Origin of the sequence: Staphylococcus sp. HMSC036D05, from assembly GCF_001836225.1 — a bacterium.
GTDB classification, from domain to species: Bacteria; Bacillota; Bacilli; order Staphylococcales; family Staphylococcaceae; genus Staphylococcus; species Staphylococcus caprae.
Window position 1 is genome coordinate 44,117 of sequence record NZ_KV827781.1, and the last position, 18,166, is coordinate 62,282.

The window sequence follows — 18,166 nt, forward strand, 5'->3', positions numbered from 1 at the left end:
TATAAAACTTGGAACCTTCTATATATTAAGAAGAAAAATAGCAACGTTTTTCTACAATTAACAAGCTTTTTAAAAACTTATTGACTTTAAAGTCTAAAAAGTAGGAATTAAAAGACAAACATCTATTATTTTGTGATATATTTTTAAGTAATGCAAGTTAATAAGTCAGTTTAAAACAACATGAAACAAATAAACTTTAATAAATTTTTAAGATTGGAAGATAGGTAATGAGTGAAAGTAAAGAAATGGTTCGAGGAACCTTCTTAATTACATTGAGTATTTTAATTACTAAAGTATTAGGTGTCTTATTCATTATTCCATTCACTTCTTTAATAGGTGGACAAGAGAATATGGCTCCTTTTACTTATGCTTACGCTCCTTATAATATAGCAATTGCTGTAGCCACAGCCGGCGTACCTTTAGCTGCTTCGAAATATGTAGCTAAATACAACGCAATAGGTGCTTATAAGGTGAGCCAAAAGTTTTATAAGTCTAGTTTTATTGTAATGAGTATTACAGGTATCATAGGCTTTCTTATTTTATACTTCTTAGCTCCATACATAGCAGAATTAACTTTATCACGTAATTCTCATGAGAAAAATGGTTGGTCTGTTGCAGATATCACTTGGATTATAAGAATTATCAGTATGGTAGTTATATTTATACCAGTACTAGCAACTTGGAGAGGTATCTTCCAAGGTTACAAGTCTATGGGACCAACAGCAGTTTCTGAAGTTACGGAACAAATTGCTCGTATTATTTTCATTTTAGTTGGAAGTTACTTAGCTTTAAATGTATTCAACGGAACGATTTTACAAGCAAATGGTATCGCTACATTTGCAGCGGCAATTGGTGCTATCGCAGGTATCATCACATTATGGTACTACTGGATTAAACGTAGAAGAAATATTAAACAGATGGTTGAATCTGATACTGCTAATTTAGATGTATCATATGGCGCTATGTATAAAGAAATTATTGCTTATAGTATTCCGTTCGTCATTGTCAGCTTGAATTTCCCATTATTCAATTTAGTAGATCAATTTACTCATAACGGTGCATTAAGTTTAGTAGGTGTAAATCCAGTATTACAAGATACGTTCTTTAATATGTTAAATATGTCTACAAATAAAATCGTTATGATTCCAACGTCATTAAGTGCAGGTTTTGCGGTGAGCTTAATTCCATACATTACTAAGACTTACGAAGAAGGACGTCTTGATGAAATGCATAGACAAATTAGAACATCTATTGGGGTTCTAATGTTTATTACCGTTCCGGCAAGCATTGGTATCATGGCTTTAGCTCAACCTTTATTTACAGTTTTCTATGGTTACGATCCAATTGTTCACGGACATGATCCTAACTTTGACGGAAGTCGTTTATTATTCTACTATTCGCCAGTTGCGATACTTATTTCACTACTTAGTGTGACTGCTTCAATGCTTCAAGGTATTGATAAACAAAAATTAACAGTTTATGTTATTTTAGGTTCAGTTTTAATAAAACTAGCATTAAACTATCCATTAATTATGATGTTACACACGCCTGGTGCTGTTTTAAGTACGGCAATCGCATTATTATTCGCTAATGCATGTAACTTCTACATTCTTAAAAAATACGCTAAGTTTAAATTCAGCTATAGTTGGATTCATTTTGGAAAAATATTCTTATATTCTTTCATCATGATGATTGGCGTAGAAATCGTATTCTTTATACTTAAACTTTTCTTAGAACCAACACGATTTGGTTACCTTATTATCATAGCAGTGAGTGTTGTTGTGGGCGCACTCATTTACGGTGGTATTACAATTAAGAATAGATTAGCTGATGAGTTTTTAGGAGATATTCCTGGAAAAATTAGACGTAAAGTGAAGTTTTTACAATGAGAATAGATAAATTTTTAGCAAACATGGGTGTAGGTACGCGTAATGAAGTTAAACAATTACTTAAAAAAGGTGCAGTCGAAGTAAACGATAAGAAAATTAAAACACCTAAAACGCATATCAATCCTAATGAAGACCATGTTACAGTGAATGGCTCAACCATTTCTTACATTGAGAATGTCTATATCATGTTAAATAAACCTAAAGGCGTGATTTCAGCTACAGAAGATGACTCGCATAAAACTGTCATAGATTTAATCCCTGAATATTCACATTTGGGGATTTTTCCTGTAGGAAGATTGGATAAGGATACAGAAGGTCTATTATTATTAACAAATGATGGTCAATTTAATCACGAATTGATGAATCCGAACAAACATGTTTCAAAAACATACGAAGTCGTTTCTAAATATCCAATTAAACAAGCAGATATTGAAGCGTTTGAATCAGGTGTTGAACTTTCAGACGGAAAAGTAAAACCCGCAAAGCTTATTAAAGGAAATGACCATCTTTCATATGTTACGATTTACGAAGGCAAATATCATCAGGTTAAAAGAATGTTTCATAGTATAGAAAATGAGGTATTAGAATTGAAACGTATTAAAATCGCCAATTTAGAATTAGATCAATCTCTAAATGATGGTGAATTTCGTTTTCTAAATGAACAAGATTTTAACAATCTTAAAAACTAATAAAGGAGAAGGTGTTTTATTATGGGTAAATGTACAAACTTATTTAGAATTGCATTAGGTATCGGTGGTGCTGTTGCAGCAGTTGCTTTAACTCGTAAAGACAGTCGCGATAAACTAAAAAATGAATACAACAAATATAAAGAAAATCCTGAATCATACAAAGCGAACGCTAAAGATTTAGCTAACCAAATCGGTAGCAAAGCGAATGAAACGATTCAAGAAGTAAGAAATAATCCAAAAGATTATGTAGATCGTATTAAAAACGATCCTAAAGCATTCTTTGAAGAAGAAAAATCTAAATTCACTGATTTAGATGATAAAAAAGCAGACGACTTAGAAGAAGGTAAGTTTGACGACGAAGGTGGCGCAACAACTTCTAATAATCTTAGAGTAGTCTCTGAAGAAGATTTAAAAAATAATAAAAATGCTTTAGAAGATAAGAAATAAGGCAGTTTTATACAACATGTGTCATCAGATTAAATTCTGGTGGCATTTTTTTATGCAATTTTTCCCACATAAAAGATTATAAAATAATTTCTCACCTGTACTTTCAAATTTAAATTTAACCTCAGAATGAACACTCATTTTGTAAAAAAGATTCAATCAAAAGAAAAAAATTAAGTAATTTTTCTGACATCTTACTGTAGTTTCTCAGTAACATAATGTAAAATGGATATTAACTTATATAAAAAAAGGAAGTCGATCTCAAATGTGGAAAGAAAAGGTTCTAGAATATGAAAATCAAATGATTGATGATCTGAAAGGCTTATTATCTATTGAAAGTGTTAGAGATGATTCTCAAGCCTCAAAAGAAGCACCAGTTGGACCGGGACCAAGAAAAGCTCTAGACTACATGTATCAAATTGCTGAGAGAGATGGTTTCTCAACACATGATGTGGATCACATTGCCGGACGAATTGAAGCAGGTAAAGGCGACGATGTTTTAGGTATTTTATGCCATGTCGATGTTGTGCCAGCTGGAGATGGATGGGATTCAGATCCGTTTGATCCAGTAGTTACAGATAATGCCATTATTGCAAGAGGTGCATTAGATGATAAAGGACCAACAATTGCTGCATATTATGCTGTTAAGATTCTGAACGATATGAATGTAGATTGGAAGAAACGTATTCATATGATTATTGGGACAGATGAAGAGTCTGACTGGAAATGTACAGATAGATATTTCCAAACTGAGGAAATGCCTACTTTAGGTTTTGCACCTGATGCTGAATTCCCAGCGATACACGGTGAAAAGGGTATTACTACTTTTGATTTAGTTCAAAATAAAATGGCAGAAGATGCTGATGAGCCTGATTACGAACTCATTAGTTTTGAATCTGGTCAAAGATATAATATGGTTCCAGACCACGCAGAAGCACGCGTTCTAGTTAAAGAGAATATGACAGATGTCATTCAAAACTTTGAATACTTTATAGAACAACATCAACTTCAAGGTGAAAGTACAGTTGATAGTGGCATATTAATCTTAACTGTTGAAGGTAAAGCTGTTCACGGTATGGATCCTTCTCTAGGTGTCAATGCCGGTTCATATCTCCTTAAATTTTTATCATCACTCAACCTAGATAAAAGTGCTAAAGATTTTGTGGAATTTAACAATCGTTATCTGTTTAATTCTCATTTTGGTGAAAAAATGGGCATGAAATTCCATACAGATATCATGGGCGATGTAACTACGAATATTGGGGTTATAAAATATGACAACGAACAAGCTGGTAGATATGGCATTAACTTAAGATATCCAGAAGGGTTCGAATTCGAAGAAGCTATAGAAAGATTTACTAATGAAATTAAAGAACTTGGCTTTAGTGTTGAATTAGGCAAAGTTCAGAAACCTCATTACGTTGATAAGAACGATCCATTTGTAGAAAAGCTCGTTAAAGCATACAGAAATCAAACAGGCGATATGACTGAACCATATACTATTGGTGGCGGTACATATGCTAGAAATCTCGACAAAGGGGTCGCATTCGGTGCAATGTTTGAAGATACAGAAGATTTAATGCATCAAAAAAATGAGTACATGACTAAACAACAATTGATTGACGCAACAAGTATTTATTTAGAAGCAATCTATTCTTTATGTGTGGAGGAATAATCGATGACAAAAGTTTTTATTAATGGTGAATTTGTAGATGAAAAGGACGCTAAAGTATCATACGAAGATAGGGGCTATGTTTTTGGAGATGGGATTTATGAGTACATTCGTGCTTATGAAGGCAAATTATTTACAGTAAAGGAACACTTTGAAAGATTTTTGAGAAGTGCGAATGAAATTGGATTAGATTTAGAATACTCAGTTGATGAGTTAATAGAATTAGTACGCCAATTATTACATGAAAATAATGTTAAAAATGGTGGGATATATATTCAAGCTACTAGAGGCGTAGCCCCACGTGAGCATTCATTCCCCACACCTCCTGTTAAACCAGTAGTTATGGCATTTACTAAAAGCTACGACAGACCATATGAACAATTAGAAAACGGTATATATACTGTTACAACAGAAGACATTCGTTGGCTTCGTTGTGACATCAAAAGTTTGAATCTACTAGGAAATGTTTTAGCAAAAGAATTTGCTGTTAAATATAATGCGACAGAAGCGATTCAACACCGAGGAGAAACAGTTACAGAAGGTGCTTCAAGTAACGTTTATGCTATTAAAGACGGTGCGATTTATACACATCCTATCAATAATTTTATTTTAAATGGTATTACGCGTCGTGTAATTAAATGGATTGCTGAAGATTATAATATTCCGTTTAAAGAAGAAACATTTACTGTTGATTTCTTAAAAAATGCTGACGAAGTCATCGTTTCTAGTACTTCTGCTGAAGTTATGCCTGTTATCAAAGTTGACGGTGAAGATATTGGTAATGGAAAGGTTGGCGACGTAACACGTCATTTACAAGAAGGATTTAACAAATATATCAAATCTCATAGTATTTAAAGTTAAGAATATTAGAAATTTTAAAAACTTAAAAAACTTAATATAATTGTCTTATTTTTCCAGTATTTAGGAAGAAGAATGTGTTATAATTTAAAGCAAAGCGATTTAATGATTTTAAGGACGACGAACTAGTAAAATGTGTCATTTTGTTTCTCATTTTTAGTTGAAATGTACCCTTAAAAATTATAAAATCTTTTATGAGTGATAAATAAAGAACGGGCTGATTGATTAAAATATTTAGGGAATTTTATATTATCAAGCCAACTAAAAAACTGTTATCTAAATATCAATTGAGCGTAAGAGACAAAAAGAATATGCGCTTTTCTATAAATTAGAATATATGGCTCTTGAAAAATATATTTCTAGAGCCATTTTCTAATTGAAAGTGAGGTGAACGTGTTGGAGCAGTTTTATCAGTTAGGGTGGACACTTGACTCTGCTGGAGGAGCTTCTGGTGAAGCTTATATGGCTGAGCAAGATGGTCAGAAATTATTTTTAAAACGTAATTCTAATCCTTTTATTGCAGCATTATCTGCAGAAGGAATTGTACCAAAACTTGTATGGACGAAACGTATTGAAACAGGAGAGGTAGTCACTGCGCAACATTGGAAAAATGGTCGTGAGCTTAAATCCGATGAAATGGATCAAACGAGAGTAGCACAACTACTTAATAAAATCCACAGTTCTAAACCACTACTTACTATGCTTAAACGCATGGAAATGGAACCCATTACTCCTGAAATCATGTTAAATAAAATAAATGCTTCTCTTTCTAGAGAAGTTTTAACCCACCATGTTGTGAGAAAAGCTTTAACTTATTTAGAGGACCATATACCTAATTTAGATTCACGCTTTTTTACTGTCGTACATGGTGACGTCAACCACAATAACTGGTTATTATCTGATAGAGATGAGTTATATCTAGTAGATTGGGAAGGCGCTATGATTGCAGACCCAGCTATAGATATTGGCATGCTGCTTTATAACTACGTTCCTCAATCTAAATGGTCAAAATGGTTCAAAACCTATGGCGTAGAAGAGAGTATGAATTTAAACAAACGTATGAAATGGTATACAGTGATCCAATCCATTGGTATGGTTCAATGGTATGAAGAACAAAAGCGCTATAAGGATATGAACTTGTGGCTAAAATTCTTAAATGAAGTGATGAATAGCAACTTATTTATATAAGGAGAAATTAAGATGAGAGTTCGATACAAACCTTGGGCAGAAGACTATTTAAAAGAACATCCTGATCTCGTTGATATGGATGGCACACATGCTGGTCACATGTCTGAGTGGTTTGACAAAGAACAACCTATTTATATAGAAATTGGTTCTGGCATGGGACAATTTATAACTACTTTAGCTTCCCAACATCCAGAAATTAACTTTGTGTCAATGGAACGAGAGAAAAGTGTGATGTATAAAGTTCTTGATAAAGCTAAAGAACTTCAGTTAACTAATTTGAAAATGATTTGCAACGATGCAATAGAGTTAAATGAATACTTTAAAGATGAAGAGGTTTCTAGAATTTATCTTAACTTTTCTGATCCGTGGCCTAAAAAACGTCATGCTAAAAGACGTCTGACATATCATACATATCTTGCTTTATATAAGCAGATTCTTAAAGAAGATGGTGAAATACACTTTAAGACTGATAATCGAGGACTTTTTGCGTTTAGTTTAGAAAGTATGTCTCAATTTGGTATGTATTTCACTAAAATGAATTTAAATCTGCACGATGAAGATGACGAAGATAACATTCTTACTGAGTATGAGAAGAAATTTTCTGAAAAGGGTTCAAGAATTTATCGAATGGAAGCAAAATTTCATAAAAACTTTTAAATGTATCGAAGCGTATCACTAAAAATGTGATATGCTTTTTTATTAATTTTAAATCGTTCTAATTAGTTAAAAATCATTTGTTTGAATTGCGCTTAGATAATATTTGTAATACTTTTGAATAAAAGATGTAATTTACATCAATTTAGAATATAAATAACGTAGAGGAGGAGTTATTTATGAAATTAGGAAAGTTTACAATACATTATTTAAGAGGTGGGAACACAAATATTGATGGCGGAGCTATGTTTGGCGTCGTGCCCAAACCATTATGGACGAGAAAATATCAAGTCAATGATAAAAATCAAATTCACACGCCTACACATCCTATATTTATTCAAACTGAAGATAAGAACATATTAATAGATACAGGTATAGGTAATGGTAAACTTTCTGAAAAACAGCAACGCAATAGTGGTGTAGACTATGAAAGTCTCATTCAAGAAGATTTAGCTCAACTAGGATTAACTACCTCTGACATTGACATGGTATTGATGACACATCTTCATTTTGATCACGCAACTGGATTAACTGATAATCATGGACATGCAATTTTCGAAAATGCGACACATTTTATTCAGCAGGACGAATGGCATGAATTTTTATCACCTAATATAAGAAGCCAAGCAACTTATTGGGAAGAAAATCAAGGCGATTACAAGCAAAATCTTATTTTATTTGAAAATGACATAGAACCATATCCTGGAATTAAGATGATTCACACAGGTGGCCATAGCTTTGGTCATTCTATTATTACAATTGAAAGCGAAGGGGAGCATGCTGTTCATATGGCTGACATTTTCCCAACGACTGCACACCTTAATCCACTTTGGGTTACGGCATACGATGATTATCCAATGCAATCTATCCGTGAAAAAGAACGTTTGATTCCATATTTTATGTATCATAATTATTGGTTCTTGTTTTACCATGATGAAAATTATTTTGCAGTAAAATACAAAGATGACCATAAGACAATCGACACATACATTTCCAGATAAAAAAAGGGTTATAGTTTGAGGAATTTTAGTTAACTCTCAAACTATAACCTTTATTTCTTACATTTCGTATAAAATGTCATAACTCTATAATATCAAGTACTTGTCCAGAAAGTGCATCTGCATAAAACTCATATTCTACTAATTCACCATGTTTGTATGCTGTAATACCGCCTTGATAGATAGGTTGATTCTGATTAACGTTATCTAAAACGATAGGCTGATGCACGATATAAGAGCCTTTAACTTCTCTAAAGTATGTTTTAACTTCTTCAAGTAATCGTTCTGCGTTATAAAATTTGTGCTTAGCTAAATAAATAATTGCACAGATAGAAACTATAACAGTTGTTGTAAATGTCATGAGTGCGATACTTTTTAAATTAAAAAACTTCATCATATATTCTCCTCTTAACGAAATTCTTATCATTAGTTTACCATATTGAAGATGATATAATAGAGTACAAGGAGTGAGATTTTGTATGACGATTGAAAATACGAAAACTTTAGAACGAATTAAAAATTTAACAGAACTTCATGGAGCCCCTGGTTTCGAAAATGAGATTAGAGATTATATGAAAAAAGAAATGGCACCATACGTAGATGAATGTCTTCAAAATAAGATGGGCGGATTTTATGGTATTAAAAAATCTAAAAAAGCGAATGCACCAAAAGTAATGATTGCAGCTCATATGGATGAAATTGGCTTTATGATTACACATATCACAGATAATGGCATGATACAATTCACTCAATTAGGTGGCGTTGCAAATGATATTTGGCAAGGTCAGAGACTTAAAGTGAAAAATAGAAATGGTGATCAAGTCGTGGGTGTAGTAGCCAACATACCAAAACATTTTAGAACAGGAAACGAAGCTGTTCCTGAAATTAAAGATTTGATGTTAGATATAGGTGCTACTTCCCAAGAAGAAGTAAGAAGTAGAGGGATAGAAATTGGCGACACCATTGTCCCAGATACAATCTTCACACAATTATCTGAGCATCGCTATAGTGCGAAAGCCTGGGATAATCGATACGGTTGTGTGCTTGCGATAGAAATATTAGAATTACTCAAGGATACAGAATTAGATGTAGATTTATATGTAGGTGCAAATGTGCAAGAGGAAGTTGGTTTAAGAGGTGCGAAAGCGGCAGCAGAACAAATTAATCCTGACATTGCCTTCGTTGTAGATTGTTCACCAGCAAATGATATTAAAGGCAAACAACAACTCTCTGGTGCACTAGGGGAGGGCACACTCATACGTATTAAAGATGGTACGATGATATTAAAACCTCAGTTTAGAGACTATCTGTTACAATTAGCTGAATCTAATGATATCGCACATCAATATTACATTTCTCCGGGTGGTACAGATGGCGGAGAAATTCATAAAGCTAATGAAGGGATTCCTACAGCAGTCATTGGCGTATGTGCGAGATATATCCATAGTACTGATGCAGTATTTGATATAAGAGATTATTATGCTGCAAGACAATTATTAAAAGAAAGTATTATGAACTTAACTGAACAACAAATTGAAACTTTAAAATTTGGATAAGGAGTATAGAGTATGAAACAACTTGAATCTGAAAAACAATTCGAAGAATTAAAACAAGGTAAGACAGTGTTTGAATTTACTGCTGGATGGTGTCCAGATTGTAGAGTTATCGAACCTGATTTACCAAAGTTAGAAGAGAAATATCAAGAATTTGATTTTGTCTCTGTAGATAGAGATCAATTTATTGATTTATGTATAGATAACGATATTTTAGGAATACCGAGCTTTTTAGTTTTTAAAGATGGCGAACTTTTAGGTAGCTATATTGGAAAAGAAAGAAAATCAATTGAACAAATCGACGAATTTTTAGCACAACACATCTAGATTTGTATAAATTTTAAAACTCACGAAATATACACACTGTATTTTAGTTTTTTCTGTTATATAACGGTTATTTATTGTAAACTGTTATAAGGTGCGAAAATAGGAGTGTTATAAATGAACGTCTTTCAAATGAGAGATAAATTAAAAGCACGTTTAAATCATTTAAATGTGGACTTTAAATTTGATAGAGAAGAAGAAACATTGCGAATCTATCGAACAGATAATCATAAAGGTGTAACAATTAAACTCAATGCTATTGTCGCTAAATATGAAGAGCAAAAAGATAAAATTATAGATGAAATTGTTTATTACGTTGAAGAAGCTATTGCTCAAATGGGGGATAACGCCATTGAACAACTTGATGATATAAAAATCATGCCAGTTATAAGAGCAACAAGTTTTGATAAGAAGACCAAAGAAGGTCAATCATTTGTCATTAGCAAACATACCGCTGAAACGAATATTTACTATGCACTGGATTTAGGTAAATCATATCGATTAATAGACAAAAGTATGTTAGAAACATTAAATATGACAGAACAACAAGTTAAAGAAATGTCATTATTCAATGTTAGAAAACTTGAAAATAAATACGCTACAGATGAAGTTAAAGGAAATATCTTCTACTTCATCAACTCTAATGATGGATATGATGCCAGTCGCATACTTAATACATCTTTCTTAAATGAGATTCAAGAACAATGCGAAGGTGAAATGCTTGTAGCTGTACCTCATCAAGACGTTCTTGTTATCGCTGATATACGCAATAAAACAGGTTATGATGTCATGGCCCATTTAACTATGGAATTCTTTACTAAAGGATTAGTACCTATTACATCATTGTCCTTTGGCTATGATAAAGGGCACCTAGAACCGATATTCATTTTAGGGAAAAATAATAAACAAAAGCGAAATCCTAATGTCATTCAGCGATTAGAAGCGAATAGAAAGAAATTCAATGATAAAGATAAATAATAGAAATGGAGTTTTATAAATGAACTTATTTTACAACCCACAAGGTGTAGGAGATGTGGCATTCTTACAAATTGAACCTACAGACGGTGTGTTTGAATACAATAAACAAAACGATGTCGTTGAAATTACAAAAGAAGGACAAGTCGTAGGCTATAACGTGTTTGACGCATCTAAAAAGGTAAATATTGAAGGAAATGGACATATTAAATTAACTTCAGAAATCATTAATGCTTTACAACAAGCAATTTCAGATGCAGGATTTAATTATCAATTAGATACAGACTTATCTCCAAAATTTGTTATAGGATATGTAGAAACTAAAGAAAAACATCCTGATGCTGATAAGTTAAGCGTACTTAATGTCAATGTTGGTAACGATACACTGCAAATTGTATGTGGAGCACCAAATGTTGAAGCAGGTCAAAAAGTCGTTGTAGCAAAAGTCGGCGCTGTGATGCCAAGTGGAATGGTCATTAAAGATGCTGAACTCCGTGGTGTTGCTTCTAGCGGTATGATTTGTTCAATGAAAGAATTGAATTTACCTAACGCGCCACAAGAAAAAGGTATTATGGTATTAAGCGACGATTACGAAATTGGGCAAGCATTTTTTGATTAATTAAGAAAGGTAGTGGAATTATGAGCTGGTTTGATAAATTATTTGGCGAAGATAATGATTCAAATAGCGACCTGTTACGTAAAAATAAAAAAAGAAGACAGAGTTCGCAATCACAACAAAATAATCAAGACTCATTACTGCCTCAAAATAATGACATTTATAATCGCCCAAGAGGAAAATTTAGATTTCCTATGCAAGTGTCTGAGGAAACATCTGCTCAATATGAGGAACATAGCTACGATGAAAGTGAAACTTCTGGATATCAGGCGTATTCTGACTCAAATTACACGCAAGACTATGGACAATCCTATACTACTGATAGCTACGGGAAAAGACATCGACGTCGTAGAGCTTCACAAACGACTGAAGGTAGTGCTAGCGATAGTTATCAAAGCAATCATGTCGATAAACAAACTTCTCATGAACCTAAACGTAATAGCAGAAGAAATACCTATAGTCAGTCAAACGCTCAAAAAGATCACAAGAAAGAGAACCATCATCCTCGTACGAAATTACAATCTGAGCGATTAAAATCTAAAAGTCAGTTACATTCACCTTCAAGTTCTGAATTTACATATCATCGTAGTAGCTTTAAAGCGAGTGAAGTTCCATCAGCTATATTCGGAACTAAGAAAAGACGACCAATTGAGAATGGTGTGATACCGCCTAAACAAGAATCACAAAACGATGATTCAAAGGATAAGAATAAAGATTCTGATTCTAAGCAAAGCCAACGTCACGCTTCAAATGAATACGATGTGAACATGTATAGACAGTCAATTAATAGCCAAATGGGTTATCAACAAGAAGACTCGCTGCATTCTAATCAACCTGAGAAAAGTGACAACGAACAGCAATCAAAGAATTCAAGTCGTTCTCAACAGTCTTCACCAGAGCAACAGTCAAATCAACAATCATCTCATCAATCAAAAGGGAAAACGCCGAACTATTCTAAAAGAGATAACACAATCAATATCGAAAATATATACGCTTCTCAAATCGTTGAAGAGATTAGACGAGAAAGAGAACGAAAAGTTCTTCAAAAACGGAGATTTAAGAAAGCATTACAAGCTAAAAGACAACAAAATCAAAACTCAGAAGAAGATAGTATTCAAAAAGCGATTGATGAAATGTATGCTAAACAAGCGCATCAATACATTGGAGAAAGTTCTCTAGACGAAGATGACAATGAAGATCATATCGATGTAGAGTTAAATGATTCTTCAGATCATCCTTCAACAAAGTCTTTTGAAGAGGATCAAATTGGCGCGTCATCCTATAATTACGAAGAGATTAATCTAGATGATGAACATCATATTCAAAAGTTAAATGATGAAGATGTACAAGTGAATGATAGTCCGATTAATTCAGGTCAAAATAACGAAAATGAGCTTAACAAGAAAGATGAAGAGATTGAAGATGCTCAATTCCACGAATTAGACGATAGCCAACAACAATCAGATGAAACAACTCATTCTGAACAAGAAGACTCAAAACAACATCAGTACAATGAGGCAATTAATCAAAGCGTGGACAATGAAACAGAATATGCGAAACATAGAGATATCAATGATACAGATCAATCTTCAAGTTCAAGTGAGTCGTTCAAAGAACAGCCAAGCGAAACTATTCAATCAAGTCAGACTTTAGAAAGTGAGCGTGCAACTTCAACTAGCGAACCGCATTCAACGTCTTCAAGTCAAGAAGATCAAAGCCAAGGTTCTGAAATGGATACAGAAGTATCACATTCAAAATCTGAAGCGCCAGCTAAACCGAAACAACGATTCGGTGGTAGCCGACCGTTCAACGTTTTAATGACGCCATCTGATAAGAAGCGAATGATGGATAGTAAAAAAGAGCATAGTGTAAATGTTCCAGAATTAAAACCTGAACAGCGTCATAAACAGAATGCTTATTATAGCACTACCGAGTCGAGTCGATCTTCTGAGAGTGAATCAGGTTCTACTACTTACTCCACTTCATCAAATGAAGATAGTAACGATATAGAACATTCAGAATCAATGTCACAACAAGATTATCGTCATCACAATTCAACTTCGAATAATGGTACTGATGAAAATCTACATTCGAATAATGACGCTCATGATTCGGATACAGAAGATGTAGAAACATCGAATACTGATTTTCATTTTTCAGAAGCGGAGAATATAGAAGATAATTATGAATTAAACAGTCACATGAGTCATCAAGTAGAAGACCATGAAGAATCTACTACAACACACAATTCAAATGTGACACAAGAACAAGATTCAAATCATCATGAACATCAGAGCCAACAACAACCTCAACATCAAGGAATAAGAAAAGGGCCTAATATCAAACTACCTAGCTTTGATTTATTAGAGGAGCCAGAACCACACGAAATTAATGAAGAGTGGATAGAAGAAAAGAAACAAGAACTAAATGATGCATTGTACTATTTCAACGTACCTGCAGAAGTTAAGAATGTGACTGAAGGTCCAAGTGTGACAAGATTTGAATTATCTGTAGAAAAAGGTGTTAAAGTTTCAAGAATTACTGCACTTCAAGATGATATTAAAATGGCTTTAGCAGCAAAAGATATTCGTATTGAGGCACCAATTCCTGGAACGAGTCTTGTTGGTATAGAAGTGCCAAACCATAATCCAACTAAAGTAAACTTAAGGTCAATCATTGAGACGCCTAAATTTAAAAATACAGAATCTAAATTGACTGTAGCAATGGGTTACAGAATTAATAATGAACCATTGCTTATGGATATCGCTAAAACGCCTCACGCTTTAATTGCAGGGGCAACGGGGTCAGGTAAATCAGTTTGTATCAATAGTATATTGATGTCGCTATTATATAAAAATCATCCAGAAGAATTACGCCTATTATTAATTGATCCTAAAATGGTAGAACTTGCACCATATAACGATTTACCACACTTAGTTTCTCCAGTAATTACTGATGTTAAAGCTGCCACACAAAGTTTAAAATGGGCAGTCGAAGAAATGGAGAAACGTTATAAATTGTTTGCGCAATATCATGTGAGAAATATTACTGCTTTCAACAAAAAGGCACCGTATGAGCAAAGAATGCCGAAAATTGTTATAGTAATTGATGAGTTGGCCGACTTAATGATGATGGCGCCTCAAGAGGTAGAGCAATCCATTGCACGTATTGCTCAAAAAGCACGTGCATGTGGTATTCACATGTTAGTTGCAACACAAAGACCATCAGTTAATGTTATTACTGGTCTTATCAAAGCGAATATCCCTACTAGAATTGCGTTTATGGTATCTTCAAGCGTTGATTCAAGAACAATTCTAGACAGTGGTGGCGCAGAACGTCTTCTAGGTTATGGAGATATGTTATACCTAGGTAGTGGCATGAATAAGCCAATTCGCGTTCAAGGTACATTTGTTTCTGATGAAGAAATTGATGATGTTGTTGACTTTATTAAACAACAACGCGACCCTGAATATTTATTTGAGGAAAAGGAACTACTTAAGAAAACACAATCTCAAGCACAAGACGATTTATTCGACGATGTGTGCGAGTTTATGGTAAATGAAGGACACATTTCAACTTCACTTATCCAAAGACATTTCCAAATTGGTTACAATAGAGCAGCTAGAATTATCGATCAGTTAGAACAGTTAGGCTATATTTCAGGCGCTAATGGTTCTAAACCAAGGGATGTTTATATTACTGAAGCGGATTTAAATAAAGAATAAATTGAGTAAGGAGTATTAAAATGACGCACTATCATTTTGTCGGAATTAAAGGTTCCGGCATGAGTTCATTAGCACAAATCATGCATGACCTTGGTCATGAAGTCCAAGGATCAGACATTGAAAAATACGTATTTACAGAAGTTGCTCTAAGAAATAAAGGCATTAAAATTCTACCTTTTGATGCTGACAATATAAAAGAAGGTATGGTAGTCATTCAAGGGAATGCATTTCCAGATACTCATGAAGAGATCGTTAGAGCACATGATTTAAAATTAGATGTAATTAAGTATCATGATTTTCTTGGTCATGTGATTGATCAATATACTTCTGTAGCGGTTACGGGTGCACATGGTAAAACTTCAACTACTGGCTTACTTTCACATGTGATGAATGGTGATAAAAAGACATCATTCCTCATTGGTGATGGTACTGGAATGGGCTTGCCAGGTAGTGACTATTTTGCATTTGAAGCGTGTGAATACCGTAGACACTTTTTAAGTTATCATCCAGATTATGCAATTATGACTAACATTGACTTCGATCACCCTGATTATTTCAAAAATATTGAAGACGTTTATGATGCTTTCCAAGATATGGCACATAACGTTAAAAAAGCAATTATTGCATGGGGCGATGATGATTATTTACGTAAATTAGAAGCTGATGTACCAATTTATTATTATGGTTTTAAAGAATCAGATGATATCTATGCTAAGAACATTCAAATTACTGAAAAAGGTACTCAATTTGATGTTTATATCAATGGTGAATATTATGATCAATTCTTATCACCACAATTTGGCGACCATAATATTTTAAATACGCTTGCAGTTATCGCGATAAGTTATTTAGAAAAAATGGATATTAAAAATATTAAAGAAGCGTTAGAAACGTTTGGTGGTGTAAAACGTCGCTTTAATGAAACAAAAGTATCTAATCAAGTATTAGTAGACGATTATGCTCACCATCCAAGAGAAATTAGTGCTACAATTGAGTCAGCTCGAAAAAAATACCCAAATAAAGAAGTAGTAGCTGTCTTTCAACCACACACTTTCTCTAGAACACAAGCATTTCTTGATGAATTTGCATCTAGCTTGAGTAAAGCAGATCAAGTATTCTTATGTGAAATTTTTGGTTCGATTAGAGAAAATACTGGAGACTTAACAATAGAAGATTTAATTAATCGTATTGACGGTTCGGCACTAATAGATGAAAATAGTATTGACGTATTAGAAAAATTTGATAACGCTGTAATTTTATTTATGGGCGCAGGTGACATTCAAAAGTTACTTAAAGCATATTTTGAAAAATTAGGCGTAGAAAATGACTTTTAATATGTTTATATTAAAACATCATGGGTATTAAATATTAATGACTTTAATTTAAGGTATTTAGGAGGCGTTTTTAATGGATTGGATTTTACCAATTGCAGGAATTATTGCCGCGATAGCTTTCTTAATCTTATGTATCGGTATCGTTGTTGTTTTAATTTCTGTTAAAAAGAATTTAGATTACGTGGCTAAAACACTAGATGGTGTTGAAGGTCAAGTTCAAGGTATTACTCGTGAAACTACTGATTTACTTCATAAAGCAAATCGTTTAACTGAAGATATTCAAGGTAAAGTGGATCGTTTAAACTCAGTTGTAGATGCTGTTAAAGGCATTGGTGACTCAGTTCAAAATTTAAATGGTTCTGTAGATCGAGTAACAAACTCAATTACGCACAACATTTCTCAAAATGAAGATAAAATTTCTCAAGTAGTACAATGGTCAAACGTTGCAATGGAAATTGCAGACAAATGGCAAAATAGATACTACCGTAGAGGAAGTGCAAACTACAAAACAAACACTGTAGCTGACGATGTTAAGCATGGCTATACTCATTCAGATCACAATGATGATCATAGCTACACTACACGTGTTAACAAATAATTAATACGAACGAATTAAATGCACTTAAATGAGGTTTTTACTTATTTAAGTGCTTTTGTTTTAGGAGGAATTGTTTATGGAACATTATAACCGCGATGATTTTGAGACAAATAATACAGGTCGTGATTTATATAACCGTACGTCACGTTATTCATCAAGAGCGCCTAAACGTAAGGATTTTGTAGTAAGCTTTATAGCTAGTGCCATCGTTGGTTCTGCTTTAGGTTTATACTATAAGAATAAAGTTTACAAAAAGACAGATGAATTAAGAGATAAAGAAAGAGATTTAAGAAACAAAGTTCTCGATTATAAAGAACAAGCTGAGAATACAGTTAATTCAGTTAGAGAAAAAGTGGAAGACTTTAGAAATCGCTCTAAAGATGGATTAACTTCTGAAGAATTGCAAGCTCAAAAAGTAGCGATTCAAAGAGAAGTGAACGATAACAACCTTGCAGATCAGTCTCCTGAAGCACAAGAAATTCAAGAGGCTAAACTAGAAGCTACGAAAGATGATTTTGACCAAGAGCAAGGACCATCAGCTTCAGAGTTAACTGCACAACAAAATGCAATTCAAGAAGAAACAAAACTTGCAGACGAATCACCAGAAGCGCAAAATATTCAAGAAGCGAAAGCTGAAGCACAACAACAA

Annotated in this window: 16 protein-coding genes and 1 pseudogene; 16 read left to right on the plus strand and 1 reads right to left on the minus strand. The window is 33.4% G+C overall.

Going from position 1 to position 18,166, the window contains the following annotated elements; genetic code table 11:
• Window positions 1-227 precede the first annotated feature (227 nt).
• The 8 genes from HMPREF2580_RS04980 to HMPREF2580_RS05015 all read left to right on the plus strand — a co-directional run bounded on the left by HMPREF2580_RS04980 (window position 228) and on the right by HMPREF2580_RS05015 (window position 8,395).
• On the plus strand, window positions 228-1,889 hold the full coding sequence (locus HMPREF2580_RS04980; RefSeq protein WP_070830810.1) for a putative polysaccharide biosynthesis protein: 1,662 nt from the start codon (window positions 228-230) through the stop codon (window positions 1,887-1,889).
• Window positions 1,886-2,578, plus strand: coding sequence for a pseudouridine synthase (locus tag HMPREF2580_RS04985; protein ID WP_002443460.1), 693 nt, complete (start codon window positions 1,886-1,888; stop codon window positions 2,576-2,578). The genes HMPREF2580_RS04980 and HMPREF2580_RS04985 overlap by 4 nt, the downstream gene beginning before the upstream one ends.
• A 21-nt stretch (window positions 2,579-2,599) precedes the next feature.
• Window positions 2,600-3,025 (plus strand): YtxH domain-containing protein, encoded by a 426-nt coding sequence (locus HMPREF2580_RS04990; RefSeq protein ID WP_002443458.1) that lies wholly within the window; start codon window positions 2,600-2,602, stop codon window positions 3,023-3,025.
• Between the two features lie 262 nt (window positions 3,026-3,287).
• Window positions 3,288-4,697: a dipeptidase PepV gene (pepV, locus tag HMPREF2580_RS04995; protein WP_070830812.1), complete on the plus strand. Its 1,410-nt coding sequence runs from the start codon at window positions 3,288-3,290 to the stop codon at window positions 4,695-4,697.
• A 3-nt stretch (window positions 4,698-4,700) separates the two neighbouring features.
• Entirely contained in the window at window positions 4,701-5,549 is an 849-nt protein-coding gene (dat, locus tag HMPREF2580_RS05000; protein ID WP_070830813.1) for a D-amino-acid transaminase, read from the plus strand.
• 399 nt (window positions 5,550-5,948) lie between these two features.
• A complete protein-coding gene (locus HMPREF2580_RS05005; RefSeq protein WP_037541515.1) occupies window positions 5,949-6,740 on the plus strand; it encodes a phosphotransferase family protein in 792 nt (263 codons plus the stop codon).
• A gap of 12 nt (window positions 6,741-6,752) precedes the next feature.
• Complete coding sequence (gene trmB / locus HMPREF2580_RS05010; protein ID WP_002443451.1) at window positions 6,753-7,397, plus strand: tRNA (guanosine(46)-N7)-methyltransferase TrmB; 645 nt, start codon at window positions 6,753-6,755, stop codon at window positions 7,395-7,397.
• 176 nt (window positions 7,398-7,573) lie between these two features.
• Complete coding sequence (locus tag HMPREF2580_RS05015) at window positions 7,574-8,395, plus strand: YtnP family quorum-quenching lactonase (RefSeq protein ID WP_070830815.1); 822 nt, start codon at window positions 7,574-7,576, stop codon at window positions 8,393-8,395.
• Between the two features lie 76 nt (window positions 8,396-8,471).
• Here the strand turns inward: HMPREF2580_RS05015 and HMPREF2580_RS05020 are convergent, their stop codons facing one another.
• Window positions 8,472-8,786: a peptidase gene (locus HMPREF2580_RS05020; RefSeq protein ID WP_037541514.1), complete on the minus strand. Its 315-nt coding sequence runs from the start codon at window positions 8,784-8,786 to the stop codon at window positions 8,472-8,474.
• Between the two features lie 85 nt (window positions 8,787-8,871).
• Between HMPREF2580_RS05020 and HMPREF2580_RS05025 the strand changes: the two genes are divergently transcribed.
• From HMPREF2580_RS05025 to HMPREF2580_RS12445, 8 genes and pseudogenes are all read left to right on the plus strand, one after another.
• Entirely contained in the window at window positions 8,872-9,948 is a 1,077-nt protein-coding gene (locus HMPREF2580_RS05025) for a M42 family metallopeptidase (protein ID WP_070830817.1), read from the plus strand.
• A gap of 12 nt (window positions 9,949-9,960) precedes the next feature.
• Window positions 9,961-10,272, plus strand: coding sequence for a thioredoxin family protein (locus HMPREF2580_RS05030; protein WP_070830819.1), 312 nt, complete (start codon window positions 9,961-9,963; stop codon window positions 10,270-10,272).
• A 114-nt stretch (window positions 10,273-10,386) separates the two neighbouring features.
• Window positions 10,387-11,247, plus strand: coding sequence for a DUF1444 domain-containing protein (locus HMPREF2580_RS05035; protein WP_070830820.1), 861 nt, complete (start codon window positions 10,387-10,389; stop codon window positions 11,245-11,247).
• 19 nt (window positions 11,248-11,266) lie between these two features.
• Window positions 11,267-11,863 (plus strand): YtpR family tRNA-binding protein, encoded by a 597-nt coding sequence (gene ytpR, locus HMPREF2580_RS05040; RefSeq protein WP_070830822.1) that lies wholly within the window; start codon window positions 11,267-11,269, stop codon window positions 11,861-11,863.
• A gap of 20 nt (window positions 11,864-11,883) precedes the next feature.
• On the plus strand, window positions 11,884-15,585 hold the full coding sequence (locus tag HMPREF2580_RS05045) for a DNA translocase FtsK (protein ID WP_070830825.1): 3,702 nt from the start codon (window positions 11,884-11,886) through the stop codon (window positions 15,583-15,585).
• Window positions 15,586-15,605: 20 nt separating this feature from the next.
• Complete coding sequence (gene murC, locus HMPREF2580_RS05050; RefSeq protein WP_070830828.1) at window positions 15,606-16,919, plus strand: UDP-N-acetylmuramate--L-alanine ligase; 1,314 nt, start codon at window positions 15,606-15,608, stop codon at window positions 16,917-16,919.
• A 73-nt stretch (window positions 16,920-16,992) separates the two neighbouring features.
• The gene (locus tag HMPREF2580_RS05055) at window positions 16,993-17,517 is read left to right on the plus strand and encodes a DUF948 domain-containing protein (protein WP_070830831.1); all 525 of its coding nucleotides are present in this window, start codon (window positions 16,993-16,995) and stop codon (window positions 17,515-17,517) included.
• Window positions 17,518-17,593: 76 nt separating this feature from the next.
• Window positions 17,594-18,166, plus strand: a pseudogene (locus HMPREF2580_RS12445) (smooth muscle caldesmon); the annotation flags it as partial.

Bases quoted from the DNA above. Each gene is read 5' to 3' on its own strand.
- pepV (WP_070830812.1), top strand. From the start codon at position 3,288: ATGTGGAAAGAAAAGGTTCTAGAATATGAAAATCAAATGATTGATGAT.
- HMPREF2580_RS04980 (WP_070830810.1), top strand. From the start codon at position 228: ATGAGTGAAAGTAAAGAAATGGTTCGAGGAACCTTCTTAATTACATTG.
- trmB (WP_002443451.1), top strand. From the start codon at position 6,753: ATGAGAGTTCGATACAAACCTTGGGCAGAAGACTATTTAAAAGAACAT.
- dat (WP_070830813.1), top strand. From the start codon at position 4,701: ATGACAAAAGTTTTTATTAATGGTGAATTTGTAGATGAAAAGGACGCT.
- HMPREF2580_RS05045 (WP_070830825.1), top strand. From the start codon at position 11,884: ATGAGCTGGTTTGATAAATTATTTGGCGAAGATAATGATTCAAATAGC.
- HMPREF2580_RS04990 (WP_002443458.1), top strand. From the start codon at position 2,600: ATGGGTAAATGTACAAACTTATTTAGAATTGCATTAGGTATCGGTGGT.
- HMPREF2580_RS05015 (WP_070830815.1), top strand. From the start codon at position 7,574: ATGAAATTAGGAAAGTTTACAATACATTATTTAAGAGGTGGGAACACA.
- murC (WP_070830828.1), top strand. From the start codon at position 15,606: ATGACGCACTATCATTTTGTCGGAATTAAAGGTTCCGGCATGAGTTCA.
- HMPREF2580_RS05055 (WP_070830831.1), top strand. From the start codon at position 16,993: ATGGATTGGATTTTACCAATTGCAGGAATTATTGCCGCGATAGCTTTC.
- HMPREF2580_RS05020 (WP_037541514.1), bottom strand. From the start codon at position 8,786: ATGAAGTTTTTTAATTTAAAAAGTATCGCACTCATGACATTTACAACA.
- HMPREF2580_RS05035 (WP_070830820.1), top strand. From the start codon at position 10,387: ATGAACGTCTTTCAAATGAGAGATAAATTAAAAGCACGTTTAAATCAT.
- HMPREF2580_RS05030 (WP_070830819.1), top strand. From the start codon at position 9,961: ATGAAACAACTTGAATCTGAAAAACAATTCGAAGAATTAAAACAAGGT.
- HMPREF2580_RS05025 (WP_070830817.1), top strand. From the start codon at position 8,872: ATGACGATTGAAAATACGAAAACTTTAGAACGAATTAAAAATTTAACA.
- ytpR (WP_070830822.1), top strand. From the start codon at position 11,267: ATGAACTTATTTTACAACCCACAAGGTGTAGGAGATGTGGCATTCTTA.
- HMPREF2580_RS04985 (WP_002443460.1), top strand. From the start codon at position 1,886: ATGAGAATAGATAAATTTTTAGCAAACATGGGTGTAGGTACGCGTAAT.